Source organism: Picosynechococcus sp. NKBG042902, assembly GCF_963864045.1.
Lineage (GTDB): Bacteria > Cyanobacteriota > Cyanobacteriia > Cyanobacteriales > MRBY01 > MRBY01.
The window spans coordinates 17,361-42,700 of record NZ_CAWLTV010000067.1 but is presented as its reverse complement, the minus strand read 5'-3'; the positions used below and the strand labels follow the sequence as shown (position 1 = coordinate 42,700).

At 49.6% G+C, this 25,340-nt stretch carries 23 protein-coding genes and 1 pseudogene; 8 read left to right on the top strand and 16 right to left on the bottom strand.

Features of this window, described 5'->3' with window-relative positions; genetic code table 11:
* Positions 1-96: 96 nt before the first annotated feature.
* Entirely contained in the window at positions 97-723 is a 627-nt protein-coding gene (locus tag AACR41_RS07225) for a DedA family protein (protein ID WP_030007167.1), read from the top strand.
* A 111-nt stretch (positions 724-834) separates the two neighbouring features.
* Here AACR41_RS07225 and arsS read toward each other — a convergent pair whose 3' ends face one another.
* Entirely contained in the window at positions 835-1,833 is a 999-nt protein-coding gene (gene arsS / locus AACR41_RS07220) for an arsenosugar biosynthesis radical SAM (seleno)protein ArsS (RefSeq protein ID WP_030007166.1), read from the bottom strand.
* A 36-nt stretch (positions 1,834-1,869) separates the two neighbouring features.
* Complete coding sequence (locus AACR41_RS07215; protein WP_030007165.1) at positions 1,870-3,057, bottom strand: methyltransferase domain-containing protein; 1,188 nt, start codon at positions 3,055-3,057, stop codon at positions 1,870-1,872.
* 185 nt (positions 3,058-3,242) lie between these two features.
* Between AACR41_RS07215 and ribD the strand changes: the two genes are divergently transcribed.
* Positions 3,243-4,373 carry a bifunctional diaminohydroxyphosphoribosylaminopyrimidine deaminase/5-amino-6-(5-phosphoribosylamino)uracil reductase RibD gene (gene ribD / locus AACR41_RS07210; protein WP_445260567.1) on the top strand — a complete coding sequence of 377 codons (1,131 nt, stop codon included), beginning with the start codon at positions 3,243-3,245 and terminating at the stop codon, positions 4,371-4,373.
* A 16-nt stretch (positions 4,374-4,389) separates the two neighbouring features.
* Here ribD and AACR41_RS07205 read toward each other — a convergent pair whose 3' ends face one another.
* The 10 genes and pseudogenes from AACR41_RS07205 to AACR41_RS07160 all read right to left on the bottom strand — a co-directional run bounded on the left by AACR41_RS07205 (position 4,390) and on the right by AACR41_RS07160 (position 13,805).
* Positions 4,390-4,959 (bottom strand): Uma2 family endonuclease, encoded by a 570-nt coding sequence (locus AACR41_RS07205; protein WP_030007163.1) that lies wholly within the window; start codon positions 4,957-4,959, stop codon positions 4,390-4,392.
* 272 nt (positions 4,960-5,231) lie between these two features.
* Entirely contained in the window at positions 5,232-5,579 is a 348-nt protein-coding gene (locus AACR41_RS07200; RefSeq protein WP_030007162.1) for a HepT-like ribonuclease domain-containing protein, read from the bottom strand.
* On the bottom strand, positions 5,569-5,874 hold the full coding sequence (locus tag AACR41_RS07195) for a nucleotidyltransferase family protein (protein ID WP_030007161.1): 306 nt from the start codon (positions 5,872-5,874) through the stop codon (positions 5,569-5,571). Before AACR41_RS07195 ends, AACR41_RS07200 begins: the two co-directional genes overlap by 11 nt.
* Positions 5,875-5,952: 78 nt before the next feature.
* Positions 5,953-8,777 (bottom strand): annotated as a pseudogene (uvrA, locus tag AACR41_RS07190) (excinuclease ABC subunit UvrA).
* Between the two features lie 204 nt (positions 8,778-8,981).
* The gene (locus tag AACR41_RS07185) at positions 8,982-9,587 is read right to left on the bottom strand and encodes a fasciclin domain-containing protein (RefSeq protein WP_030007160.1); all 606 of its coding nucleotides are present in this window, start codon (positions 9,585-9,587) and stop codon (positions 8,982-8,984) included.
* A gap of 239 nt (positions 9,588-9,826) precedes the next feature.
* A complete protein-coding gene (locus AACR41_RS07180; protein ID WP_012307084.1) occupies positions 9,827-10,177 on the bottom strand; it encodes a hypothetical protein in 351 nt (116 codons plus the stop codon).
* Between the two features lie 196 nt (positions 10,178-10,373).
* The gene (locus AACR41_RS07175) at positions 10,374-10,853 is read right to left on the bottom strand and encodes a hypothetical protein (RefSeq protein ID WP_030007159.1); all 480 of its coding nucleotides are present in this window, start codon (positions 10,851-10,853) and stop codon (positions 10,374-10,376) included.
* Between the two features lie 112 nt (positions 10,854-10,965).
* On the bottom strand, positions 10,966-12,153 hold the full coding sequence (locus tag AACR41_RS07170) for a CapA family protein (RefSeq protein ID WP_223209924.1): 1,188 nt from the start codon (positions 12,151-12,153) through the stop codon (positions 10,966-10,968).
* Positions 12,154-12,310: 157 nt separating this feature from the next.
* Complete coding sequence (locus tag AACR41_RS07165; protein ID WP_030007157.1) at positions 12,311-12,778, bottom strand: hypothetical protein; 468 nt, start codon at positions 12,776-12,778, stop codon at positions 12,311-12,313.
* Between the two features lie 64 nt (positions 12,779-12,842).
* Complete coding sequence (locus AACR41_RS07160) at positions 12,843-13,805, bottom strand: aldo/keto reductase (protein WP_030007156.1); 963 nt, start codon at positions 13,803-13,805, stop codon at positions 12,843-12,845.
* A gap of 113 nt (positions 13,806-13,918) precedes the next feature.
* Between AACR41_RS07160 and AACR41_RS07155 the strand changes: the two genes are divergently transcribed.
* The 4 genes from AACR41_RS07155 to AACR41_RS07140 all read left to right on the top strand — a co-directional run bounded on the left by AACR41_RS07155 (position 13,919) and on the right by AACR41_RS07140 (position 17,352).
* Positions 13,919-16,441 (top strand): sigma 54-interacting transcriptional regulator, encoded by a 2,523-nt coding sequence (locus AACR41_RS07155; protein WP_030007155.1) that lies wholly within the window; start codon positions 13,919-13,921, stop codon positions 16,439-16,441.
* Between the two features lie 215 nt (positions 16,442-16,656).
* Positions 16,657-16,866: a chlorophyll a/b-binding protein gene (locus tag AACR41_RS07150; RefSeq protein WP_012307090.1), complete on the top strand. Its 210-nt coding sequence runs from the start codon at positions 16,657-16,659 to the stop codon at positions 16,864-16,866.
* A 48-nt stretch (positions 16,867-16,914) separates the two neighbouring features.
* Positions 16,915-17,112: a cyclic electron transport protein PGR5 gene (gene pgr5, locus AACR41_RS07145; protein WP_012307091.1), complete on the top strand. Its 198-nt coding sequence runs from the start codon at positions 16,915-16,917 to the stop codon at positions 17,110-17,112.
* 27 nt (positions 17,113-17,139) lie between these two features.
* Positions 17,140-17,352, top strand: coding sequence for a hypothetical protein (locus AACR41_RS07140; protein ID WP_030007154.1), 213 nt, complete (start codon positions 17,140-17,142; stop codon positions 17,350-17,352).
* Positions 17,353-17,502: 150 nt separating this feature from the next.
* Here AACR41_RS07140 and AACR41_RS07135 read toward each other — a convergent pair whose 3' ends face one another.
* Complete coding sequence (locus AACR41_RS07135) at positions 17,503-17,802, bottom strand: hypothetical protein (protein ID WP_030007153.1); 300 nt, start codon at positions 17,800-17,802, stop codon at positions 17,503-17,505.
* A 559-nt stretch (positions 17,803-18,361) separates the two neighbouring features.
* Here AACR41_RS07135 and AACR41_RS07130 point away from each other — a divergent pair.
* Positions 18,362-19,264, top strand: a complete 903-nt coding sequence (locus AACR41_RS07130) for a hypothetical protein (RefSeq protein WP_152550996.1) — start codon at positions 18,362-18,364, stop codon at positions 19,262-19,264.
* Positions 19,265-19,327: 63 nt separating this feature from the next.
* Positions 19,328-20,509, top strand: a complete 1,182-nt coding sequence (locus tag AACR41_RS07125) for a DUF1176 domain-containing protein (RefSeq protein WP_052349667.1) — start codon at positions 19,328-19,330, stop codon at positions 20,507-20,509.
* 8 nt (positions 20,510-20,517) lie between these two features.
* Here the strand turns inward: AACR41_RS07125 and AACR41_RS07120 are convergent, their stop codons facing one another.
* Genes AACR41_RS07120 through AACR41_RS07110 form a run of 3 tightly spaced genes read right to left on the bottom strand, consistent with a single transcriptional unit; the run spans position 20,518 to position 24,998 of the window.
* Positions 20,518-22,884, bottom strand: a complete 2,367-nt coding sequence (locus tag AACR41_RS07120; protein WP_030007150.1) for an ABC transporter permease — start codon at positions 22,882-22,884, stop codon at positions 20,518-20,520.
* Between the two features lie 2 nt (positions 22,885-22,886).
* Positions 22,887-23,603: an ABC transporter ATP-binding protein gene (locus AACR41_RS07115; protein ID WP_030007149.1), complete on the bottom strand. Its 717-nt coding sequence runs from the start codon at positions 23,601-23,603 to the stop codon at positions 22,887-22,889.
* 12 nt (positions 23,604-23,615) lie between these two features.
* The gene (locus tag AACR41_RS07110; protein WP_030007148.1) at positions 23,616-24,998 is read right to left on the bottom strand and encodes an efflux RND transporter periplasmic adaptor subunit; all 1,383 of its coding nucleotides are present in this window, start codon (positions 24,996-24,998) and stop codon (positions 23,616-23,618) included.
* Positions 24,999-25,340: the final 342 nt, after the last annotated feature.

Here is a 25,340-nt window from a genome sequence, read left to right as displayed (position 1 = left end):
GAAACTTGGGTGACAACCCACCCCGAAAGTTACAGTGGCGGCCCCCGTCCGCCGAAAAGGAGTGTCAAAATATAAACATTGTCTTAAATTTTCTCCATGACCCTTGAGTTGATTTCCCTAGAAACCCTGCAAACCCTCGTCACAGAATATGGTTATTGGTCTGTTTTTATCGGCATCGGCCTGGAAAATATGGGCATCCCCCTCCCCGGAGAAGCGTTAACCCTGCTGGGTGGCTTTTTTGCCGGGAGTGGCGAGCTGCAATATCGCTGGGTTTTGTGTGGGGCGATCGCCGGATCATTCATCGGCAATAATATCGGCTACCTAGCAGGGAAGTGGGGTGGGTTGCCGTTGCTCCAGAAAGTGGCCCATTTTTTTAAAATTAGTGACGAAAAGCTCGCCGAAACTAAGCAAAAGTTTTTAGAAAATGCCCCTAAAGCTGTTTTTGTTGGTCGGTTTATCACCTTTTTTCGGATTTTTGCCGCTCCCTTCGCCGGCATTGTGGGGATGGCCTGGCCGATCTTTCTGCTGTGCAACTTAGCGGGGGCGATCGCCTGGGGAACAGTGACGGTGACGCTCCCCTATTTCCTCGGACGCATCATGCCCCTGGCGGATGTGTTGCGGTTCATGGCGAAATTCGGTCTCCTTGTTTTTGCCCTCGTCGCGGCCTGGATTATTGTTCCCCTGTGGTTGGAGTATCGCCCCCGCAACCAACCGGAAAAATAAGCCGCGAAATCTTCAAGTTTTCTCGTCTACCCCAGCAAGCCGCAATCTGACCGGATTAATTAGCAGAAAAATTGCGCGCCAGTCACCTCTAATGATTCAGTGGATAGTCTCTTAGCTCAAAGCACCACCACAACTCGAGCCACTTCCCGCTGTGCAACCATAGCAATAGGGTTTCGTCGCCACCGTTTCAATGACATCTAAGGATTCTGCTTCTAGGAGGTGCCGCACCGTTACCGGTTGGCCGTCGGGAGTGCGGGCTGGTAGAGCTTCCATCTGGTTAAAATCACAATCAAAAATATTGCCTTCATAATCCACAGAAAGCTGACTACGACACATAAGATTAGGCACTGTCGTCCCGTTGTGATGTGCCGCCAAAAAGCTGAGATAGGGTTTATAGAGCGCATGGGCCTGGAGATAATTTTTTACGCGGCCAATGGGTAAATTTGTGATCGTAAACAGGTGATTAAACCGAATTTGAAAATGGCGTGCTAAATAGGCTTTGTAATCCTGCTCTAGGGCCACCTGATTGGGCGTGAGGGAAAAGTCCTGGTTCCGGGGCACGGGCGGATTGTAAACCAAATCCAAGACTAGGGCGGGATCTCGACCATAACCCAAGGCATTTAATTTTTGTAGGGCCGCAATGGAATCTTGGTACACTCCTGCACCCCGTTGGCGATCGACGTTATCTTCTAAATAACAGGGCAGGGAAGCCACCACTCGCACCTGATTTTCCGCAAAATAGGTGGGTAAATCTTCGTACCCAGGCACGAAAAAAATGGTTAGGTTTGAGCGCACAATCACATCTTTCCCTGTTTCCCGTGCTGCAGCCACCAGTTGCCGGAACCCATCGTGCATTTCCGGCGCTCCCCCCGTGAGATCCACCGTTTGAATTTGGGGAAAGGTGCGAATCAGTTGGATTAATTGGGCACAAATTTCTGGGCTGAGTGCCTCGGTGCGCTTCGGGCCGGCCTCAACATGGCAATGGGTACAGGCGAGGTTACATTTTTTGCCGAGGTTAATTTGGAGAGTGCTGATGGGGGTTTTGCTTAGGGGTTGACCCAAGGTTTTCTGAAAAGCTGGGATTGCAGTTTGGGTTGGGGTTTGAACCATGGTGATTGGGATAACAGAACAGGGATGAATTTTTAGTTAGCAACAACTGTCAGTGCGACAACAGGGGGCGTCTTCGGTTAGTTGGGTGAGCTGGTAATCTGCGCCCTTGGTCTCCTGGGGATCACGGCGGGCCTCTGGGTGACAGTTAAATGGGGCGGCTGTTTCCGGGGGAATTGCTTGGTAGGGGGCAACGGGAATAAATTGCCCGGCATAGGGGCCATCGGGATTCGTCAGGCGCTGAAAGGTTTGATCACAAACGGCCATTCTTTCACCTCGAAAATAGGTGCGACCTGCATCATCTTGGATCTGCTTCCAGGGGCCTTTGTAAATGACGGCTTGGTGCTGTTCGCGACCAATTTCTTTTTCGCCTTTGTAAGCCCGGACGGTCATAGAGCGAAATTCGATGCCATCAATAGTCTGCCAGGGTTCAGCCCCGTAATTAAGGATTTCAACGCTAGAAAAACCCGCCGCCTCAAACATTTGCAAAAATTCGGCTTCCAGAAAAGCGCCAGCAATACAACCACTCCATAGCTCTGGATCATTGAGGATTTTTTCGGTGGGTGGCTCATCACAGACGATATCCGAGATGACGGCGCGGCCCCCTTTTTTCAGAACCCGGTGAATTTCCTGGAACAATTGTTGTTTATCGCTGGGTTTGACGAGGTTTAAAACACAGTTAGAGATCACGAGGTCAATGCTCTCGTCGGCAATTAGGGGGGACTCTGCCCGGAGGCGATCGCCTTCTATTTCATAGCGGGCAATATCTTCTAAGATGATAATGGGATTTGCCTGGAGCCACGCCTGGAGCGGTTCGAGGGGGAGTTTGAGGTCTTGGATTTTCCCTTTGACAAATTCGGTATTCTGGAAGCCAATTTTCGTGGCGATCGCCCCTTGATATTTGCGGGCGAGATTTAACATCACATCATTAAAATCAACGCCAATCACCTTCCCTGTCGGCCCCACTTTTTGGACCACCATGTAGCAATTTTTGCCAGCTCCACACCCCAGATCAAGGACGGTATCCCCTGGGATTGCATAGCGAGTCGGATCACCACAACCGTAATCCTTCGTCAAAATTTCATCGGGAATCACATCCAGATAATGGACATCCTGGTATTCCGTCGGGCAACAGAGACTGGGTTCGTGGGTCTGGGCTCCCGCTTGGTAGCGACTGAGAACCGCATTCTCCACATCGTAAGTCGGTGTAATACTTTGTTCGGGCATTGGTGAGTTTCGACCCCAGATCAGCGCGTATGTGTTGATCATCATATCGATGATTTATGAAAATCACCTGAGTCAATGGCGCAAATACAGCTAAATCACCTGAATTTCTCCACCATCGGTTAACCTTTGACCCTATGTTTGCCCCTCGGTTCTTGCCTACAATGGGAAAGAATTTTTAAGTTTAAATGTTGCCTTCCCCCATGACCTCAAACGCTGCCCCCGTTGGAACTGACTTTGATCGTGCCATGATGCAACGCTGTATTACGTTAGCAAAGCAGGCAGCCGGAAAAACCGCCCCAAACCCGCTGGTGGGCGCTGTGGTCGTTCAAGATCAAAACATTATTGGTGAAGGATTTCATCCGGGGGCAGGTCAACCCCATGCAGAGGTGTTTGCACTCCGGGAGGCAGGGACAGCCGCCAAAGGCGCAACGCTCTATGTCAGTCTAGAACCCTGTAACCACCACGGCAGAACCCCCCCCTGTAGTCAAGCTGTGGTCAAAGCGGGCATCGCCAAAGTGGTAGTGGGCATGGTCGATCCGAATCCTTTAGTGGCAGGGGGCGGTTTAAAAACCCTCACGGATGCGGGCATCGAAGTTGTAACAGGTGTCGAAGAGGCTGCTTGTCGGGCCTTAAATGCGGGTTTTATTTGGCGGATGTTGCATCAGCGTCCCCTTGGTATTTTGAAATATGCCATGACCCTCGATGGAAAAATTGCCACGACCACGGGCCACAGTGCTTGGATTACTCACCAGGAAACCCGCAACCAGGTCTATGACCTCCGTTCCCAGTGTGATGCGGTGGTTGTCGGGGGCAATACAGTACGCCTTGATAATCCTTATTTAACGACCCATGGTACCGCTGACCATAATCCTTTGCGCATTGTTGTGAGCCAAACTTTAACCCTGCCCCGCGATCGCCATTTGTGGGATGTGACCGCTGCCCCGACGGTAGTTTTGACCCAGGCCACAGCGAATCCAGAGATGCAGGCTTTCCTCCAGCAACGGCGCGTGGAAGTGGTACACCTCGATCCGGTTTCCCCTGAAGGCGTGATGCAATATCTCTATGATCGGGGTTGTTTGCAGGTGTTGTGGGAATGCGGCGGCACCCTCGCGGCGGCGGCGATCGCCTCTGGCAGTATCCAAAAGGTGATGGCTTTCATCGCCCCGAAAATTATTGGTGGCCAAGGGGCACCGACCCCCGTGGGGAATTTGGGTTTGACGCTCATGGACGAGGCGATCGCCCTCGAAAATGTCCAGCTTCAATCCATCGGCCACGATTTTCTGTTAACTGGCGATCTCCCCAATTTGAAGGAATAATTTGTCGCCCTAAGCTTCACATGAGGCGTAACCAGGAAAATAGCTCTGTGGCGGTGAGTTGCCAAGGGGCGATCGCTGGCAAAACGGGAAGCGGATCATCCTGTTCTTTAAATTCAGCGAGTTTATCGGGGTAAAAAATGGTAACTGAGTAGTCCTCTGGGGCAATGAGCCAACCGAGTTTTGTCCCTTGTTGCAGAGAAAAAAGAATTTTTTCGATGACTCTGGGGGGATTTTGTTCTGGAGAGAGAATTTCAATCACCCAATCTGGGGCAACAGAAAACCGATTTTGGATTTCGCCATTTTCGTCTACAGGAATATTGGGCCACTCGAACACCGCAATATCAGGTACAAGGGAGCGATCGCCGAAGGTACAGCGCAATTCAGGAAAAGCATAGGCTAATTTTTCAGGCTGTCCAACGCGATTAATTTCCGCCACTAAACGACCTTGCAATGTACTGTGCTTTCCTTGGGGCATTGGTTTTTGATGAATTTTCCCGTTGATATATTCGCTTGCTGGTTTGGTTTCAGGTAACTCCAAAAATTCAGCTAGGGAAGATTCCTGGGAAACTGCTGTGACCATCGCCATTACAACTGCTCCTGTTCACTATGAAACCATTTTAGACTTCATTCTCAGTGCGTTAGTGTCAATAGTATCAACAAAAAAGGCGATCGCCGTTTATTATTTCTTCGTTAATAGCGGTTTGAGGAATTGACCTGTGTAGGATTCTTTGACTTTAATTAAATCCTCTGGTGTGCCCGTCGCAATAATCTCGCCGCCGCGATTCATTAGTTTACATTAGATAATCTTAGGAAGATTGTAGCAATAGTTTTTGCAATTAAGTCATTATCAAGATTAATCTAAGAAAGATTTTCGTTCTCAAGCATGAGTTGAATGCAAGTTTGGAGAGGATTTAATTTTGTTTGTATAATGCTCCAAACAATTTTAGTATTCACACGGAAATAAGTGTGGGCAATAATATCCCTCAAGCCAGCAATCTTCTTCCACTCAATTTGTGGATATTGATCGCGTAGAGAATCGGGAATTTGTTTTGTTGCTTCGCCAATAATTTGCAAATTGTGGGCGATCGCATCAAGGCTTCGACTGTCCTCACAAAGCTCTTCATAGGTTAAATTCTCGGCATAGTTTTGGATTTTTGTAATGCTCTTGAGAATATCGGTGAGATAGAGACGAAGACTACGGGACATAAATCGCTTGTTTAAGGATATTTTCTCTAATTTGGGGTTTGAGGTCTTCTTTGATGACAAGATCTACTTTGCAGTTAAATAGCTCCTCAAGAAAAAATTTAAAATCCATATAAATATCAAATGTGAGTTCAGTATCAAACTCTACTAAAAAATCTAAATCGCTATCGATAGTCGCTTCATCACGGGCAGTAGAACCAAATAGAGCGAGTGACTTTACCCCAAATTTTTCAAGCTGATCACGGCATTTTTCGAGGCTAGAAAGGACAAAACTTTGCTTAAGTATTTCGGGCTTCATAAAATCACCTGCCGACAGCAATACACTTTTTTTCGTGCTACTCGTTATTGTACTGAATGTGTTGGCGATCGCCGTTTATTATTTCTTCGTTAATAGCGGTTTGAGGAATTGACCTGTGTAGGATTCTTTGACTTTAATTAAATCCTCTGGTGTACCCGTCGCAATAATTTCTCCGCCGCGATCGCCACCCTCTGGCCCCAGATCAATCAACCAATCACTACAGCGAATCACATCCAAATTATGCTCAATCACCAGCACCGAATTTCCCTTATCCACCAGCCGTTGCAACACATTTAACAGGTGATGCACATCGTAAAACGATAAACCCGTCGTCGGTTCGTCAATCAGATAAAGGGTTTTACCCGTTGCCCGCCTGGATAATTCCGAAGCCAGTTTCACCCGTTGCGCTTCCCCACCGGAGAGGGTCGGCGCCGGTTGCCCCAAGCGAATATATCCCAAACCCACATCCACCAGAGTTTGCAAGCGATTTGCCGCCGCCGTAATGTTTTCAAAAACTTCCAAGGCTTCCTCCACCGTCATGTTCAGCACATCCGAAATGGAATAGCCCTTAAATTTCACCTGAAGCGTTTCGCGGTTATAGCGTGCCCCCTTGCACACCTCGCATTGCACATAGACATCCGGCAAAAAATTCATCTCGATCACATTCACCCCTTGACCACCACAAGCCTCGCAGCGTCCCCCTTTCACGTTGAACGAAAACCGCCCTTTTTTATAACCTCTGGTTTTCGCCTCTACCGTCTCCGCAAATAGATTCCGAATCGGGTCAAAAATGCCCGTGTAGGTCGCTGGATTAGAGCGGGGTGTCCGGCCGATGGGGGATTGATCAATGACGATCACCTTATCGATGGATTTTAGGCCTTTGACATCGCCCAATTCCTTCGGAAAAGGTACGTTGCGATTCAAGCTATGTTGCAACGCTGGATAAAGCAATTCATTCATCAGGGTCGATTTTCCCGAACCGGAAACCCCCGTCACCGACACCAATTTACCGAGGGGAATTTCTACATTGATGCCCTTGAGATTATTTTTCGTGCAATTTTCAAGGCGTAGTCTGCCGCCGTTGCCTTCCCGTCGCTCTGGGGGCATTTCAATTTTTTGTCTGCCGGAGAGATAGGCGCTGGTGAGGGATATTTTATTTTTGAGAAATTTATCAAAACTGCCTTGAAAGACAATTTCGCCGCCATGTACCCCCGCTTTTGGCCCAATATCAACGATGTGATCGGCGGTGCGGATCGTGTCTTCGTCATGTTCCACGACAATTAAAGTATTGCCGAGATCCCGCAATTTTTTGAGGGTTTGCAACAGTCGCTCATTATCCCGCTGGTGGAGTCCGATACTGGGTTCATCGAGCACATACAAAACCCCCGTTAACCCGGCACCGATCTGGGTGGCAAGGCGGATGCGCTGGGCTTCGCCGCCGGAGAGGGTCATGGCAGCGCGATCAAGGGTGAGGTAATCTAAGCCGACATCCAGCAGGAATTGTAACCGCGCCCGAATTTCTTTGAGGGCTAATTCCCCAATCAATTTTTGGCGATCGCTTAACTCTAAATTTTCGACCCGTTCGAGACAGTCGCGGATGGCAACGCTGGTCAATTCGTCGATATTATATTGCCCTAAACGGACGGATAATGCTTCTGGTTTAAGGCGTTTTCCGTGGCAAATTTCACAGGGTTGATTAATTAAATATTTTTCCAGTTTATCTTTGATCGCATCGGAATTTGTATCTTCATAATTGCGTTCTAATAGTTTTAAAATTCCCGAATAATGGCGATAATAACCTTTGCCGCCCCCATAGCGGGATTCCTCCTCAAACCAAATGGGTTCTTCGGTGCCATGTAGCAAAATCTCTTGGTGTTCTTTTTTAATTTTTCCCAAGGTGTTTGGATCTCAAAACCGAAGTTTTGCCCAAGGTTATACAGCAACGATAAATAATAGGTATTTTCTTTTTCCGACCAAGGGGTGATCGCCGCATAGAGGGGTTGTTTTGGGTCAGGAATGACGAGATCAGGGGAAAAACGCCGATGACTGCCTAACCCGTGGCAAGCGGGACAAGCCCCATAGGGGGAGTTAAAAGAGAACAAACGGGGCGATAATTCTTCCATGACTGCGCCATGTTCAGGACAGGCAAAATTTTCGGAAAAAATAATCTGTTCACCCGTCTCAATTAAATCAACAATTGCTGTCCCTTCGGAATGTTTCAAACAGGTACTTAAAGAATCAACTAAACGCTCCTGAATCCCCTCTTTTTTCACCAAACGATCCACCACAATTTCAATGGTGTGATAGTGATTTTTATCGAGGGAAATATTGTCACTGAGTTCGCGGGTTTCCCCATTAATTCTGACCCTTGCAAACCCCTCGGAGGCAATACTGGAAAGGGTCTTTTTGTGGGTTCCCTTTTGGTGGCGCACAATCGGGGAAAGCAACTGAAATTTTGTCCGATCCGGCAGTGCCAACACCCGATCACACATCTCATCGATGGTCTGGGGCGCAATCGGGCGATCGCAGTGGGGGCAGTGGGGTTCACCCGCCCGCCCGAAGAGTAACCGCAGATAATCGGCAATTTCCGTGACCGTGCCGACGGTGGAGCGGGGGTTATGGGAGGTGGATTTTTGGTCAATGGAGATCGCTGGACTCAAACCTTCAATCGCGTCCACATCGGGCTTGTCCAACTGCCCCAAAAACTGCCGGGCGTAAGCGCTAAGGGATTCCACATAACGGCGCTGCCCCTCCGCAAAAATCGTGTCAAACGCCAAGGACGACTTCCCCGAACCCGACACCCCCGTAAACACAATCAACTGGTTACGCGGCAAATCGAGATCCACATTTTTTAAGTTGTGCTGTCTTGCGCCACGGATGCGGATTTGGTCAGATTTGCTCATGGGGGCGATCGCCAATTTTGAGAAAAGTGCCTAAACATTATAAATAGACCTGTCGAGAATTTCAGAACCCTTTCCAGGCCAGATCCTCAACAGCAAAACCACAGTTGGGTTTTAAATGAGTCAAAAAGAAAACCACAGCCCGATGCCGTGGTTTTACAGATAACCTAAATAGTTGTGGTGTTAAATCACTATGCTGAGATCAACCTAGAGATTCTCGCTAGTTTCACTAGATGTTTCCAATTCTGCCATTAATGCAGGGGGCACAATCACGGTATCGATCACATGGACAACGCCATTACTAGCTTCGATATCTGCCATGACAACATTTGCATTGTTGACTTTCACGCCATCATCGAGGGAGATCACCACATCACTACCTTCAACGGTGGTGACAGCCCCAGCACTGAGATCAGTGGACATGACATTACCGCTGACCACGTGGTAGGTCAAAATTTGAGTGAGGATTTCCTTATTTTCAGGGAGTAAAAGGCTTTCGAGCACGCCATCGGGCAGGGCTGCAAAAGCATCATTGGTGGGAGCAAAAACAGTAAAAGGGCCTTCGCCAGCAAGGGTCTCGACGAGGTCAGCCGCAGAAACTGCCGCCACAAGGGTCGAAAAAGCATCGTTGCTAGCAGCAATGTCCACAATGGTCGGTGCTGTCATTGCCGCTGCAGGTGCAGGCGCTTCAGCCTCGGTCATGGGCTTGGTTTTGTCTCCGTAGCTACCATAGTCCCCTGCTTGGGCAACGGTACTAAAGCCAAGGGTGCTACCAAGGGCGAGACTGAGGGCGAGGGTTTTTGTAAAACGCATAGATACTTCCTGTCTGTGAGCGAACAATAAAGTTGTTTCTTTTCGTAGTGTTTTGTAAAGAAAACTTTACAATCCTCCTCACTGTAGCAAGTATTTTTCGTTTTGGCAGGAATTGTCTGGAAAGGTCTATTTATCGGGAAATGGCGGAACTTTCTGGGGGAAACGACAGTCTAAGAACAGTTATTTTTGAAATTTGTTGGCGATACCACAGCCACAAAGCTTAGAGCAGACTTGACTTTTTAAGAAAGAACACGCAGGGGATAAATCGTCCACATTTGTCCCGTAACTGTGGGGAGATGAATTTTAAAATTACGGCCATCGGTTGCCAGTTTGGTCACAACTGCAAACAAATCGTTCACAAAGGGAGAGACATGGCGGAGGCGATCGCAACCACTTTGTACCAACTTTAAACACCAGTGGCGCAGCATATCATACAAAACTTCGAGGCCAATGTAGATGGCGACTTGCTGGAGTTGACTAAGGTTGAGGGTCAGGGGCGAAAGGCAATAAAGCCAGCATAAGAAACCAAAGATTGCGAAGGTAAGGGCGAGTTTGAGGGAGTGGTGACGGAGAAAAGTAGTGATAATCATCGGACTGGCCTGCTCTGTTGTGGTACTGCTTGATAGTTGCCACGTCCCAGAACAGATGCAGTATTTTATTTATCTACTCACCGCAAAAGCCCCCTAACAGATTAGCCATGTTAGGGAGAAGATTGTGCTGGCAGGTTTTGACCAAGGCAATGATGTGCTTTGTGCCATCACACCACCACCTTGGCGATCGCCTTTTTTAAAAAGAGAAGAGAGAGCTCTGGTTTTGGAAACTGTTCTGGAAGCTGCTGTTGCTAACGTTGTTGCCGAAACCAATTCCCGCACCTGTTTGGCTTGCACCCACCTGGGCAACACTGGCATTATTGCCAAACCCAAAGGCATCGGATTGGAGCTGGGTGCTGGATTGACCGAGGTTGTTATTGACATTGTTGAAAAAGCCATCAGCCACGGCAGTCTGGGAACCGACAATCGTTGACTGGGAACCGTTGTTACCACCACTAAAGAAACCGCTTTGGTTTTGGAAATTCGATTGGCCCATGGTGTTAGAAGTAGAGTTGCCGACGCCAACAGCGGCACTGGTCTGTTCAGAAATCATTGTGCTGCTAGAAACATTATCGGCTTTAGCGGGTTGAGCGATACTCAGGACACCGAGGGCAAGGAAAGCACCAGCGGCAGCAAGTTTGAGGGACTGGGGGCGGGAGAAAGCGAAAGTAGTCATGGGTCAGTTACCTGTTGATTGATTGTTGTGTGTTGCCAGGTGATAGTGACCGAAAATTTTGCTTATGCAGTTTTTGAGCGCAACTTTTTTGAAAATCCTTCACCATCAAGGGTTACAGCGTTCTTGGTAAAAGCTGGCCATCTGCTTGAATCGTTAAAGAAGTCTCCGGAAAATCCCGCTGGGTCAACTGTTGCATCCGCTTAATCGCTGTCCCCGTGGCATCGTAAAACGGAAATCCCTGACCGTTGAGGCGCACAGGATGAAGTTTCCCCTTCAGAAAACGCCCCTCACTACTCATCGAAACCTCTAAAATGACGCTTTCGGCGAGGGTACTGGCCACTGATAGGGCACCATCGGCGACGAAATTACCGAGGGAATAGGCGATCAAACGACCTTGGTAAAGCTCCACTGCCCGGAGCACATGGGGGCCATGGCCAACAATTAAATCTGCTCCGGCATCAATCAGAGTCCGGGAAAATTTGTGGAGGTCGCCACGGTTTTCCCCAAAAAACCATTCCGTACCAGGCCGGACGCGATTTGCCCCCATACCTTCGGCACCAGCATGGACAGAGATCACGATAATGTCGGCTTTGGCGTCGGCTTCCTTGACCAGAGCGACGGCGGCATTCAGATCTTGAACCGTATTGTGATATTGGTAAGTGCTAAAACCGATGAGGGCGACGGTGAGGTCTTTGTGTTGGTGGTAATGGATTTGGTTTTTAACGCCAATGGGGGCAATGCCAGTGTCTGTAAGAGTCGTTTGGGTATCTTGAAAGCCTGTTTGTCCGTAGTCGAAGGTGTGGTTGTTCGCAATGCTAAGGGCTTGGAACCCTGCATCCTTGAGGAGATTGGCGTAGCTAGGGGCCGTCCGAAAAGCAAAGACATTGGGGCGACTGATATCTTTTGCGGCGTAGGGATGATTGGTAAGGGTTGTTTCTAGGTTGCCGATAAGGAGATCGCTCCAACCGAGCTGGCCTTCGACCCCGGCAAACATTTGCATTTTCTGTTCGACTTGGGGCGTTTTAGAGTAGCGAGTCCCTGGGGCCATATCCCCAACGGCTTTAAGGGTGATGACGGTCGTTTTGGTTTGGGGGACGGGGGCGATCGCCTTGGCTGCATCAGTGGCAATTGTGGCGAGGGTGCTGTTGCTAATGGCGACGGAAGTGCTGATAAAAGAGACTTGTTGGCGTTGATAATGCCTAAATCCGAGGATGCCAAGGGAAGTGATAATTGTTAGGCCACCTAAACCCCAGGGCAACCAACGGCGCAGGGAAACAGTAGACAAAGGAAACTGTGCCATAGCAACGGACGCAAAAGTACCGCTTTATCGTACTGGATTTTTGGCGCTTCGATGTTTAGGAGACACAGAAAATAAATCACCGGTGGCGATCGCCTTTTTTTGCCCTGATTCTTAACTCTTAATTGTTGGCGAACTTTTAGGGCCGTTGAAAGTTTATTTACCAGCGGGTGTCGAGGTAGATATTTTGGTCGTTGTGGTAGGTGGGCCGTTGCCAGGGGTTACGCTGCCAATAGGTGCTGAATTGGGGTGATGAACTAGGCTCTTTTTTCCAAGGCTGTTGCCAATAGGGTTCATATTGCCAAGGGCGACTTTTCTTGCTTTTGAAAGTATTACTAAAAGAATAAGTATGGTGGCTAGTCGGCCGTCGGTAGTGGGCTGGTTTCCAGGGGCGATCGCCTGGTCGTCGATGGGCGCTAGACCCAGGGTAGCTATGGTAATAGGGCGAGCGGGAGTAGTAGGAATTGCCGTTGATAAAGGTATTGGGGCCAAAGGTCTGGATACTGTATTGATTGCCCCGACCATCTTGGCAGGTGGTATAAAAATCGCTAATCCGGAGACAGGTTCCCTGGGCCGCGACGGGGATCGCCAGACAGGAAATCCCCAGGGCCAAAATTAAAGCTTTCATTGGGTTGATGCAGAGCGCTGAAACTTGCCTTCAGTATAGCCAAAGGATTTGAATTTCCTGGTGCTTACCAGTTCCATAGGAGCGGATTTTCGTCTAGAGGATCGGTTACTGTCCGTCCGATATGGTCAATGGCTTCGAGATCTTTAGCTGTTAACTCGACATCGATGGCCTGGGCATTGGTGATCGCCTGTTGAGCATTGCGCGCGCCGACGATGGCATTGGTTTGGGGCTGCCGAATCAGCCAGGCGATCGCCAGTTGGGCTAAGGTGCAATTTTTTGTCGTGGCGATCGGTTTCAGGAGTCCGAGGGCCGTTTGTACCCGTTGATAATTTTCTGGGTCAGCATAGAGACGGTTGTGGGAGCGGTGATCCCCCGCCGCAAACTGGTGATCGGGGCCAAATTTCCCCGTGAGCAGACCCTGAGCCAAGGAAGAGTAGGCGAGGATCGAAATCTGCTGGGCCGCACAGAAAGGTTGAATTTCCCGTTCAATGGCCCGCCAGAATAAAGAATAGGGCGGTTGAATACTATCGATTTGGCCGTGTTCCATAGCTTCCTGGAGTTGCGCCAAGGAAAAATTAGACACACCAATGGCGCGAATTTTGCCCTGTTCTTTCAATTGGTTCAGGGCGGCCATGGTTTCAGCGATGGGCACCAGGTCAGAATTCCACGTTCCCGCTGGCCAGTGGATTTGGTACAGATCGATGTAGTCTGTCTGGAGCCTGTTGAGGGAATTTTCGCAGGCGGTGATCACCTGGTCGTGGTGGAGGTGATTGGCAAAGACTTTCGTTAATAGGGTCACTTGATCCCGTTGGGGGGCGATCGCCTCGGCGACCCGACGTTCAGAATCTCCATCGCCATAAATTTCAGCGGTATCGATGGTCGTAATGCCTGCATCTACGGCGGCACGGATCCCGGCCACAATTTCTTGGTCGTCAATATCCGCCCAATTGCGCTTGCCCGCTTGCCAAGTACCGAGAATAATCGGGGTGATTTGGACGGCACTTTGGCCTAGTTGTCTTGTTTTCATAAGCTCGTTTTTCTGGCGGGTCATTGGTTCCACTGTAGCTTGTTCCGCTGGGGAATTAATCTACTCCGTCAGATTCGATAAGCTGGGGGAGCAAGGGTTGGAGGAAAATAAACATGACCATCCAGGAACGTTTGATTTGGTTGCAAGAACGCACCAGTCTCGGTTGTCTGTCGCTGGAAACCCTAGGGGCGATCGCCACGGCACTCCAAAGGCAAACCCTCCCTCCCCAACAGACCCTCAGCGAGATCGACCAAGCTCCCCAAGGTTTGTATATCCTGATTTCCGGGGAGGTGATCAGCCACAAAAGCGCGGCTGCACCAGAGACCAACCCCCTAACCAGAGGCAGTACGATCAATCTGCGGCCTTTACTCCTTAATGAAGCTTCCCAAGAGGCGATCGCCACCGTCACCGACACAGAAGTGTGGTTTATGCCGCGCCAACAGTGGCAAGACCTGATCCAAAACTATCCTGAAATTACCCAGGCCTTTTCCCAGGATCTCGCCCAGGAGCTGGCAGAAGTCGCCCAAGCTCTCCAACAGGAACAGCAACAGCAGGAAATTTTGCGCCCCTACCTTGTCACCAAAGCAAAACGGGGGGTTGTGGGCAAAAGTCGCTACGCTAAACGCCTGCGGCAACAAATTCGTGAGGCGGGCACCCATGATCGATCCATTTACATTTTTGGGGAACCGGGTTTAGAAAAAGATAATTTAGCCGCCTTGATTCACTACGGTTCGCCCCGACGCCGACAGCCGATTATTAAAATCGATTGCAGCATTCTCCAAAAAAGTGGTGCTGAACTCTTTGGCCGCACCGATGGTAAAAAAGGTCTCTTGGCATGGCTGGGAAAAGGCACCCTAATCCTCAACAAAATTGAAGAATTGCCCCCGGAACTGATCGATAAAGTCGCCATGTTAATCGAAACCCAGACCTATACCCCCATCAGTCGCCCCGGTGATCCAGAACCTGTCCCCCAACAAACGGCGGCAAAATTGGTGGCGATCGCCGAACGACAACTCCCCGCCGTGGCCCGCCATTTTTCCGAAACAATTAAAGTGCCACCGCTGCGGGTGCGCAAAGCAGATCTCGCGGCTCAGGTGGAATATTACACCAGCTTATTTTGCCGGGCGAAGGGCCTCGATAAACCGACCCTCACCCCCGAAGCCCTCCGTCGCCTCCAGTCCTATGATTTCCCGAACAATATCCGCGAACTGCAAAACCTGGTAGAACGGGCCATTGTTCAATCAGATCAAGGGTCAATACTCACCGAAGAAATTTTTTGGTCAGCCCAGGGGAAACAAAAACGCTTTCGCCTCAATTTACTTAATGCCTATCCTGCTTTCCGCCGCTTTCTCCGGAGTGCTTGGTGGCCCGACCGCATTAACTATGGTTTTACGGCGATCGCCTTTCCGTTGATTATTGCCGTTCTGTTTCTCGCCCCCCAAACCCGCGACCAAAATTTTGCGCTGAATTTCTTTTGGGCTTGGTGGTGGCCCCTGGTGCTCCTCGCCTTTCCCTTTGTCGGTCGTCTTTGGTGTGCCGTTTGTCCGTTTATGATCTACGGGGAAATTACCCAAAAAATTACCACTGAACTCCTAAAGCGCGACCTCAAACCCTGGCCCCGTCAGCAGGCAGAAAAATGGAGCGGTTGGTTTCTCTTTGGCTTATTTGCCCTGATTTTCCTTTGGGAAGAACTGTGGGATTTACAAAATACGGCTTATCTTTCGGCTTGGTTGCTGATTATTATTACTGCCGGGGCGATGATCTGCTCGGCGATCTTTGAGCGGCGGTTTTGGTGTCGCTATCTTTGTCCCATCGGCGGCATGAATGGCCTCTTTGCAAAACTCTCGATGACGGAGTTGCGGGCGCAACAGGGCACTTGTTCAGCGGAATGTAGCACCTATCAATGTTATAAAGGCGGCCCCCAAAAGGGTGAAGGCTTAGAAACGGCGGGCTGTCCCCTCTATTCCCACCCGGCCCAACTGGAGGACAACCGTGATTGTGTACTGTGTATGACCTGCCTCAAGGCCTGCCCCCATCGGTCAGTCGCGGTAAACTTGCGGCCCCCAGCCATTGAACTCTGGACAACCCACCGGCCTCGCACCTATGAAGTAGCCCTTTTATTGTTACTACTGGGGGGAATCTTTCTCCATCGGCTGCCAGAAATTAATCAAGTCCTGGGTTTAAATTTAGACCTCAGCCAATTTTGGCCCCACCTGGGATTGGCGATCGCCGCCTTGGGAGTACCCGCTGGAGTAGTCCTATTAACAGGGGCTGTGGTGCAATTTTTAAATTCTCCCCCCAAGGCAAAACCCTTTTTACAATTGGCCTATGGCTATCTGCCCTTGGTTTTGGGGGGGAGCCTCGCCCATTATCTCCGTCTCGGTTTAGGGGAAGCTGGCCAAATTTTACCCGTAACCATGGCCACCTTCGGTCTCCAGGGCAGCACCTTACCGATTGTTGTCGCCCATCCCGCCGTGATTGCCTTTCTCCAGGGTTCAACCCTGATCTTTGCAACGCTCTGTACTTTTGTGCTCACGAAAAAAATGAGTAAACAATCCTGGCGATCGCTGTTGCCCCAGTACCTAACAAGTCTTGGTCTCGCCTGGGCGATGGCTCAGATTATTGTCGGTTTGTAACAGAGTTTTGTTACAAAACCCCAAGGCTTAACATCGTTTTTTCAACCGTTATTGCTCTACCCCGATCCCCTAATAAGGATTGGGGTTACTACTGTTTGGGGCAAATAGGACTTTGACGGCCTTTAACCCAGAAAAATATTTTTTCGTCAATAACTTGCAACATTTGTTTACACTCTGTTATATTTATTCATGTAAGCAAGCACGAGGTTCCCTCAATGGCTACTGGTTATACTTCCAACGAATTCGGTCAACTCAACAGCTTTGCAATCGAGCCTGAAGTCTACGTTGATACAGAACATACCGCCGGCTGGACAGCCTACGCCGAAAAGTTAAATGGCCGCCTGGCAATGATTGGTTTTGTGGCGCTCATCGCAACGGAATTGATTGGTGGCGACACCCTGATCAATCTCTTGTTCCAACTCTAATTTTTTAGTTTTTTCCCAGTTATTTGTCGTTTTACGAGGCTAGTTGCAATGTTTGGTTCCCTGGTTATCTTGATTCGCAAAGTCATGGGTACAGCCCGTTTTAACAAAACCCGTGGTAAAGTCATTGGTCTTCATTGCAAGACGATCACCAACTTTTGCAACACCGTCGGCCTCGACGCAAAAACGCGACAAAATCTAATTCGCCTCGCGAAATCCAATGGCCACCGCCTAGGTTTCATGGCCTAACCTCCGTTGCATTCTTAGGTACTCACTATGTCCCGTCAACCGATCACCAAAAAACAAACCCCAGCTTCTCAAAATGCGGGTATTGTTGCGATTCTCTTTTTCCTAGCTGGTGCGCCCCACATCTACAGTTTTCTCAAACGACGTTCCCAGCAGGGGGCAAGTCTTGGGGCCTTAGGGATGAAGATCTTAGGGTTGCTCGGGACGGGTACCATCGGGGCGATCGCCGTGAATGCCCTCTAGGGTTATCTATAAGTTTTCTACAAGTTTGTCCAAGTTTTATTCTCCTCTACACGAGCAATCGTGATCATCAACTCTAAAACTCCGGTGGGATGGGGTTTTAGGGTTTTTTTATGGGAGAGATTAAAAGGCGTTCTCAATGAATATGGAGAGTTATGCCTTGAACTGGGCGATCGCCTTTTGCACCGCACTTTGAAACTCATGCCAAGACTTCTGACACCCTTCTGCGAGTTCTTGCCAAGCATTATCTGTACTGTGTTTCAGGTGATTGACCTGTTCTTGCAACTTAACTTTCTGGGATTCGAGGGCGGCAATGTTCGCTTCAAAGGCAGATCTCGCTTCCGCCTTGGCAAGATTAGCTTGGAGCTTTAATTCATCGATATTGCGAGAGGCTTCGTCAATTTGCTGGTGCAGTTGGGTGACTAGCTCGTCTTTATTGCTGGGTAAATTCATTGTTTTCTCCTCTTGTTCGACTGCGCTTCAATTGTTGATCAAGGCCGGGTAAACAAAGTCCGCTTATTTGCTGAAATTTGTTACGTCATGTTCATATCGTGCTGTGTAGATCGCTCCACACTAAATCAAGTATAGAAAAAATATTGAAGTTTTTGGTTATTCTGAACCAAATTTTCATGTCAGGCTGATTCGTTTTAAATATGACTCCAGGAAGTGCGCCAGGTCTGCATTTTTTCTAGGGGTTAATTGTTTAGTTGCAGGGGAGAAATTTATAAAAAATCGATAAATTTAGGTTAACAACTTGTCATCAAAGTCTTCAATGAGCCAGAAAATGGCCTTAAGAAATCTTAATCTTGTCTTTTGGATTTTTATAGGCAATTGCCTTGCGGCTTTCGAACTTATGTCACAAAAAATGTAACCGTCGTTGAGGCCAGAAAAATCCTGTTTAAGCTGGGGGCATTAGTAAACGAGAAAAACTTTTTTGGCTTGGGATCGTCGGTGTAGATAAATCTCCGAATTTTAAATCTGTTGAAGTCAGAAGGTTATCGGCAAAGGTGTGATGATGAACAAAAAATTAGTTGGCAATTGTTTAATGATCGCTGGGGCGATCGCCCTTGGGGGAATTGGCATTTCACGACAGCTACCACCGGCCACCAGTCAAGGGGTGTGTCGGAATACGAATGATTTAAGCGCCGTTGATGCAACCCGTATTGTTAAGTTCGAGCAATTTGGTATCCAACTGGAAATTCCCCGAAATTTCCGGACGATGCTCCGCAATGATGGCAGCATTTCAATCCTCAGGCCGGGAGATTTTAATTTGATTCGTTGCCTTGCCCAAGGAACGCCCGTGCTAGGGACAGATGCGATTTATCCCCAGACCCTCCGGCGGCAACCCAACCCCCAAAATTTAACCCTCCAAGAATTTGCCCAGGGGCGCACCGTGGGGCCAAATCCGAAGGTCAGTCGGGCATCAATTAATGGCATTGATGTGGTTTTTGCGGAAATTCAAAGCCAGTTTGATGTGGCCTATGGTTGGTACGAAGCGCCGGATGTGCCGGGGATCGTTGAGGTGCAAAGCGTGAACAAGGCGTCTTTGGTGAATTTATTTGATCAGGCGACGTTATTGGCCCAGGCGAGCGAGCCACTCCTATTTGCTAACAACCAGGGGGCGGCCCAAGATCCGCTCATGGTGGCTTTGGCAACGGCAAAAGGCCTTGGTTACACTCCAGAGAGTTTTCGGGTCAGCATCGAACGACAAAACGATACGGTGGAAAACCCCCAACGCTCTACGGTGACGATCACCCAAGAAGGTCTGTTGGATGATTCGGTGCGGGGGCAACGGTTTACGATTTCCCTCAATAAAAATGCCAATGGTATCTGGACAGTCCGCGATCGCCAAGTGACCTGGCGCTGTCAACCGGGTCGGGGTTCCCAGACCTATTCCGCACAACTCTGTCTCTAGCGTTTTTTTTGGCTGGAATGTTTGACTGAAATTTAAAGTGATTACCCAGGAGCCCTGTCCACCATGCAAAAATTTTACTATTACACCCTCCCTGCCACGGCCTTTATTTTTAGTGCGATCGCCGCCTATCAGTTTTTCGGGAACCGCACCACCGCCAGTATTGAGCCTTCCATATCCCAACCGGGCTTCGGGGCTGTTTTAAAGCAGATCCCAACCGAACCTGAGCCGAGTCTTCCTACCCCAGAGCCGGGGATCACCCCACCGATCCCAGTGGCGATCGCCCGCACGGTGACTGGATCAGAAAAAGCCAGTATTTTCCAGCGGGTCGTGGATCAGCAAACCAGTCTCGGTCTCTGCCTGGATAACGATAATTTGGCCGCTAATCTCGATGACACGACGGTGTATCAACAGGGAGATGATCAATACTTGGTGAGTGTGCTGTGCTTTATGGCGGCCTACCAGGGGGCCTATGAATTTGTTTATGTTGACGGCGAAACCATCACCCATTCCCGCTTGGCCCTCGCTGGCTTTCCCACCTTTGACCCAGAAACTAGCATTCTCAGCAATGGCTATAAATTTAACGGCGCAGGGACTTGCCTAGAGGACTCTGAATATTATTGGGATGGCTATAGCCTGCGGCTTGTTTCTGCTAGTTTGATCGATGGCGTCCCCAATGGCTGTGCGGATCTCGGTGTGCGATCGCCCAGTGCAGATTATCTAATTACTGCCGAGGGGGTCGGGCCTGCCCGTCTAGGAATGACTTTTAAGGAGTTCAAAGCCCAACTTCCCGAAGCAGCCACCTTGGAAGCTGTACCTTTGGGGGTCGATCTGCCCGCCGGCTGGCAAGTGAATCTCTACGGTGCAGCCCAGTTTGTGGTGGCCTTTGATGGGGACAGCGGTGACAATCTCCCCAGCGACCAGGACAAAATTATTCGGATTATGGTGGACAATCCCAGTTACCGTACCGCTGCAGGGGTTGGCCCTGGCACTCCCCTCTCCGAGGCGATCGCCGCCTATGGCCCCGCGACCCTCAGCTACAGCACAGAAAATGAAAGTCGAGAATTGATTCAATTTGCCGACTCCCCTTTCAGCACTGACCAAACATCCTGGCTCTTCTTCCGCTCTAATCAATGGACCCTAAGCGATTACGCAGGTATTTATCCTGATCGCCAAGATAGCTATCAAACGACCACCCAATACGAAGACCATGCCGCCATCGGCTCCATTTGGCTGACCCAATATTGATCAAAAGATTACTCTTGAATTTTTAAGACGGTCACTAAATTCAGGGCCTGAAGCTGGGAATAAATGAGCAGATTGGAGATGAGAGACGTGACAATGACGATCAAAGCCGTCAGCCTATAGATACCGGAATTTAGGGTTAACGGTAGACGATAAAGCTCCGTATTGTAAGCTTGCACCAGTAGCCAGAGCAGCAGCACCCCCAGCCCCAAACCCAAGGGAACGGCGATGAATGTGAGCAGAGTTTGTTCCCCCAGGAGGATAAAAGCAATTTCGGTTTGGGTAAATCCCATCACCCTCAGAGTGGCTAACTCGTGGTTTCTTTCGGACAGGGCAAGGCGCGCTGAATTGTAAACCACACTGAAAGTGATAATGCAGGCAAAGAGGACAATAATACCGGTCATAATCTGGAGGCTTTCGCCGCTAATGGCTTGGAAACTTTCTAACAGAGCTTCCCGAAACGCAATGCCTTCAATGGCTGGTAGTTGTTTGAGGGCTTGGTAAAGTTGTTCTTTCATGTGGGAGTCAATGAGAACATAGGCCCCGGAAATGACCTGGCCTTCACCCAGCATTTGATTCAGCGCTGCTAAATTCATGTAGGCCGATAGGCCAATCGGTTCATCCACTAAGCCCATCACCCAGGTTTGTGTTTGTTGGCGCTTCCCCTCAAGGACTTCGACTCCGAGGCGATCGCCGGGTTGAATATGAAGGATTTCCCCCAACTTTGTGCCCAAGACCAGACCTGCTGGTGGTAAAGATACAGGTTGCAGTTGACGGTTAACGAGTTGTCGTAATTCCCCTTGGGGTTCGAGGCCGGTAATCGCCAGGCGATATTGATAGTGGCCGTGGCGTAACCGCACTGGCACCGACCGAAAAACCTCTGTCTTGAGAATGCCTGGGAGGTGGCGCAGGTGATAGCGGCTGCGATAGGGCAACAGTTGATTAAACGTTAAGGTCATGTCTTCGCGCTGCACGGTTTGGAATTGGATATCCATTAAAGCCGTCATGGATCCTTGCAGGCCAAACCCCGTTAGTAAAATAGCCACAGCCACAGCAATGCCGAGGATCGATAAGCTAGCGCGGAGGGGACGACGTTCGAGATTGCGGAGAATAATCCGTCCGGCTGGCGAAAAAAACCGTTGTAAGCCCAATCTTTCGACCATGGTGGCGCGAAATGTCACGGGTTGTTTGGGTCGCATGCCCTCGGCTGGGGGTAAGAGAATCGCTTCCCGTACCGCCATCAATCCACCAATACAGGCCGCACCGCCACTAATAAGCAAGGTGGTGATGATAAGCAGGGCACTGGCTTCATAGCGCAGGAAGGGAAAATGGAAAAAGTCTGCGTATAGTTGGGTTAAACCTTGTCCGAGCCAAAGCCCGCAGGATAACCCCAAAACAGCACCACCACTAAAAACCAGCAACATGAATTTGAGGTAATGCCAGCCCACTTGGACATTGGTATAGCCAAAGGCCTTGAGCACGGCAATTTGTCCCCTTTGGATGGCAATCAGGCGGGAGATTAAAATATGGAGCAAAAAAGCGGCGATCGCCAAAAAGATTGTCGGTAGGATCGTGGCAGAAACTTCTAAACTCTGAATTTCATCGCTCACAATCCGGTGAGAAAATTGATCACGGCGACCATAGGCCCCCAAGCCGCCATACCGTTCGAGGAGGTGATCTAACTGGGTAATCACGGCCCGTTCATTAGCCCCAGGAGTCAACGTGAGCACCACGCTATTAAAAGCACCATCAAGGCCAAAAGCATGACTTAAGGCGGTTTCGTTGGCCCAGAGAATGCCAAAACGTTTGTCGTCTGGGTAAATATTCCCCCCGGAAACCGCATAGATATATTCAGGGCTGAGGGCAATGCCCGTGACCCGGAGGTTTTGCCAGCGACCATTGAGAATTGCCCCCAGGCGATCGCCCACTTGGATCTGATTGGCGATCGCAAAGGCTTCACTGATTAGCACTTCCTCTGGTTGTTGAGGATCGGGAAAAGTGCCTGGACTGCGCAAAAACAAACCATTGAGCATCCCCTCGCGTTTAGGAGGCAAGGAAATTAACCGCGCTGTGGCCGGTTCTAAGAGTCCCGGTACATTGAGGGTGACATCGGCAACAATCCGGGTTTGTACTTCCTGAACTGCGTTGATGGCAATTTGTGATTGTAGGCTTTGGGGCGCACGCTTCAGTTCCGCAAACACTTCGCCAAACCGATAGCGTTCATAGTAGGCCGTTTGGGTCAGCACCAGGGAATGGTAAGCACTGAGCATCATCACAAAACAAGCAATGCCACAGGCCACCACGAGGGCGATCGCCAAAAGTTGACCCCACTGGGCCTGTAGGTCTCGCCATAACTTCCGATCCAGCGGTGCAACCATTCCTACCACTCCAAAAGCAATGGTGATTGTTTAATCGCGTTCGTTTCGACGGCGACAATTTCCCCACTACGCATCCGCAAGACCCGGTCAGCCATGGCCGCAATCCCGGCATTATGGGTAATTACAGCGACGGTAGTACCGAGGTCGCGATTAATCTGTTCAAGCACCTGCAGCACCCGTTTCCCGGTTTGAAAATCTAAAGCGCCCGTCGGTTCGTCGCAGAGCAAAACCTCTGGTTGTTTGGCGATCGCCCGGGCGATCGCGACCCGTTGTTGCTCGCCCCCCGATAGTTGAGCTGGGAAATGATCGAGGCGATTCTCTAAACCCACTAAGGTCAAAGCCTCCGTTGGTGCCATGGCATGGGCCACCAAATCCGTCACGAGAGCAACGTTTTCTGACGCTGTCAGACTTGGGATCAAATTATAAAATTGGAACACAAAGCCCACATGGTTGCGGCGGTAACGGGTGAGTTGCGCTTCATTAGCGGTGGTGAGATTTTTGCCCCGAAAAAAAATTTCGCCCGTACTCGGAATATCTAAACCCCCCAAAATATTTAGCAAGGTTGATTTGCCGCTTCCCGAAGCGCCCAACAGCACGACAAATTCCCCCTCGTATAATTCTAAATCGATATTTTTTAGGGCTTGTACGGCCACATCGCCGATGTAATAGGTCTTGGAAAGGTGTTGAATCCAAAAAAGAACAACGGGTGAGTCGGTCATAATTATCGCCCCCTAGTTTGTCGGCGCTGCACGGTCTGCTTGGGGCTGTACTCGACGCCCAGTTTGAATATCTCCAGAGGGATAAAGGATCACTTGATCATTGGCAGCTAAACCGCTTTTGACCTGGGCATTCTGTTCCGTTTTGTGGCCAATCTCTACCGCCACTGCTTGGGCCTGTCCCGCTTCCACGAGAAACACACACCATTGCTCATCGCATCGAAATAGGGCGCTAAGGGGCACCTGCAATACATTTCTGGCTTGCCAAACCACGATCTGAGTTTCGACCCGATATTGATCGCCCAGGTTGGCGGGAATGTCATCGAGGCTAACCACCACATTCACCCGTTGTTCTTCGACACCGAGGGCCGACACTTTGGTAAAAGCCGCTGGTTCAAGGCGTTTCACTTGGCCTGTCAAAGGGCGATCGCCACCCCATTGGTCGATGATGACGGGATTTCCGGGTTGAATCTGGGTCGCTTCACTAGAGAGTACATCCACCATCACCGCTAAGTTTTGTAGATCTCCAAGCTCTAGCAGGGGCTGTCCCGCCTCCAGATATTGGTAATTTTTTTGGTAGAGACGCAGCACTTGACCACTGATGGGCGCTTTGATCGCGGTGCGTTGGACTTGGTCGGTGCGGTTGGCAAGCTCTGCCTCTAAACTGCGAATTTGGGCATCATAAACTTCGAGCAAATAATCAGGATCCTGTTGGGTGGCCCGCAGTTCATCCCGTGCGGCGATCGCCTCTTGCAGATTCGCCTGGGCTTGGTTCAGTCTTTGTTGTGCCACTTCTAAATTTTGGGCGATCGCCTTGGTATTCAGTGCCAATGTTTCTAAAGCCTGTTTCGAGATGGCCCCATTGCGGTAGAGAAATTCCCCCCGTTGCTGTTCCTGTTGCGCTTGGATGAAACGAATTCTCAATTCCGTGGCGATCGCCTGATCCGCTGCAATTTCCGCTTCAACCGCCTTGATCTTGGCTTCTGCTTGGGTCAAACTCTCTGTCTTCGGTCGGAGGGTGGCAACGCCTGTTTTTTCGGCTTGGAGGGCATTGATTTGGGCCAAGATTGCCGACACACCATTATCAAATTCGAGGGGATCAATCTGGGCGATTACTTGATCCTGGCTCACCGGATCACCAACTTCAAAATCCAGCCGGGGCACATAACCCGCAACGGGGGTAGACACCAGGTAGCGCTCCTCAAGGTAGGTCTGTCCTTCCTCAATGACCATCACTTGCAAAGGCCCCGGTTTAATGGTGACCACTTCTACCGGAATCGGTTTTGGGCGGAAGAGGACAACACAAATTCCAGCAACGGCGATGATCCCCAAACCATACAGCCATGGTTTGAGCTGGTGGTCTAAAACTTTTGAGGATATGACAGCGTTTGTGGCCACGACGCAATGAAACCGATGGAGTCAGGTTATAAGTCTGGGAGCCTACTTCCATGGTAGCCATTGCCACTTACATCAGCCCGGGATAGTAATGTTTCGCTAAATCATACTGCGTCAATTATTTGGCGATCGCCTGATTCTGGGCCAGATTCTCTTTGCAAAACCTGAGGACGACAATCATTGCTGTTCCCTAGTAAAACCCTATTGGCTTTAATTTAAAATTATCAACACAAATTAATATTTATTGACCAAAAAATTAAACCCTAAAGTAAAGTCTAAAACATTACCTATGGCCCTGAAATTCCTTTGATACAATGAAAATAAGGAGAGATCTAGAAAAAAAGC

Bases quoted from the DNA above. Each gene is read 5' to 3' on its own strand.
- AACR41_RS07225 (WP_030007167.1), top strand. From the start codon at position 97: ATGACCCTTGAGTTGATTTCCCTAGAAACCCTGCAAACCCTCGTCACA.
- arsS (WP_030007166.1), bottom strand. From the start codon at position 1,833: ATGGTTCAAACCCCAACCCAAACTGCAATCCCAGCTTTTCAGAAAACC.
- AACR41_RS07215 (WP_030007165.1), bottom strand. From the start codon at position 3,057: ATGCCCGAACAAAGTATTACACCGACTTACGATGTGGAGAATGCGGTT.
- ribD (WP_445260567.1), top strand. From the start codon at position 3,243: ATGTTGCCTTCCCCCATGACCTCAAACGCTGCCCCCGTTGGAACTGAC.
- AACR41_RS07205 (WP_030007163.1), bottom strand. From the start codon at position 4,959: ATGGCGATGGTCACAGCAGTTTCCCAGGAATCTTCCCTAGCTGAATTT.
- AACR41_RS07200 (WP_030007162.1), bottom strand. From the start codon at position 5,579: ATGTCCCGTAGTCTTCGTCTCTATCTCACCGATATTCTCAAGAGCATT.
- AACR41_RS07195 (WP_030007161.1), bottom strand. From the start codon at position 5,874: ATGAAGCCCGAAATACTTAAGCAAAGTTTTGTCCTTTCTAGCCTCGAA.
- AACR41_RS07185 (WP_030007160.1), bottom strand. From the start codon at position 9,587: ATGCGTTTTACAAAAACCCTCGCCCTCAGTCTCGCCCTTGGTAGCACC.
- AACR41_RS07180 (WP_012307084.1), bottom strand. From the start codon at position 10,177: ATGATTATCACTACTTTTCTCCGTCACCACTCCCTCAAACTCGCCCTT.
- AACR41_RS07175 (WP_030007159.1), bottom strand. From the start codon at position 10,853: ATGACTACTTTCGCTTTCTCCCGCCCCCAGTCCCTCAAACTTGCTGCC.
- AACR41_RS07170 (WP_223209924.1), bottom strand. From the start codon at position 12,153: ATGGCACAGTTTCCTTTGTCTACTGTTTCCCTGCGCCGTTGGTTGCCC.
- AACR41_RS07165 (WP_030007157.1), bottom strand. From the start codon at position 12,778: ATGAAAGCTTTAATTTTGGCCCTGGGGATTTCCTGTCTGGCGATCCCC.
- AACR41_RS07160 (WP_030007156.1), bottom strand. From the start codon at position 13,805: ATGAAAACAAGACAACTAGGCCAAAGTGCCGTCCAAATCACCCCGATT.
- AACR41_RS07155 (WP_030007155.1), top strand. From the start codon at position 13,919: ATGACCATCCAGGAACGTTTGATTTGGTTGCAAGAACGCACCAGTCTC.
- AACR41_RS07150 (WP_012307090.1), top strand. From the start codon at position 16,657: ATGGCTACTGGTTATACTTCCAACGAATTCGGTCAACTCAACAGCTTT.
- pgr5 (WP_012307091.1), top strand. From the start codon at position 16,915: ATGTTTGGTTCCCTGGTTATCTTGATTCGCAAAGTCATGGGTACAGCC.
- AACR41_RS07140 (WP_030007154.1), top strand. From the start codon at position 17,140: ATGTCCCGTCAACCGATCACCAAAAAACAAACCCCAGCTTCTCAAAAT.
- AACR41_RS07135 (WP_030007153.1), bottom strand. From the start codon at position 17,802: ATGAATTTACCCAGCAATAAAGACGAGCTAGTCACCCAACTGCACCAG.
- AACR41_RS07130 (WP_152550996.1), top strand. From the start codon at position 18,362: ATGATGAACAAAAAATTAGTTGGCAATTGTTTAATGATCGCTGGGGCG.
- AACR41_RS07125 (WP_052349667.1), top strand. From the start codon at position 19,328: ATGCAAAAATTTTACTATTACACCCTCCCTGCCACGGCCTTTATTTTT.
- AACR41_RS07120 (WP_030007150.1), bottom strand. From the start codon at position 22,884: ATGGTTGCACCGCTGGATCGGAAGTTATGGCGAGACCTACAGGCCCAG.
- AACR41_RS07115 (WP_030007149.1), bottom strand. From the start codon at position 23,603: ATGACCGACTCACCCGTTGTTCTTTTTTGGATTCAACACCTTTCCAAG.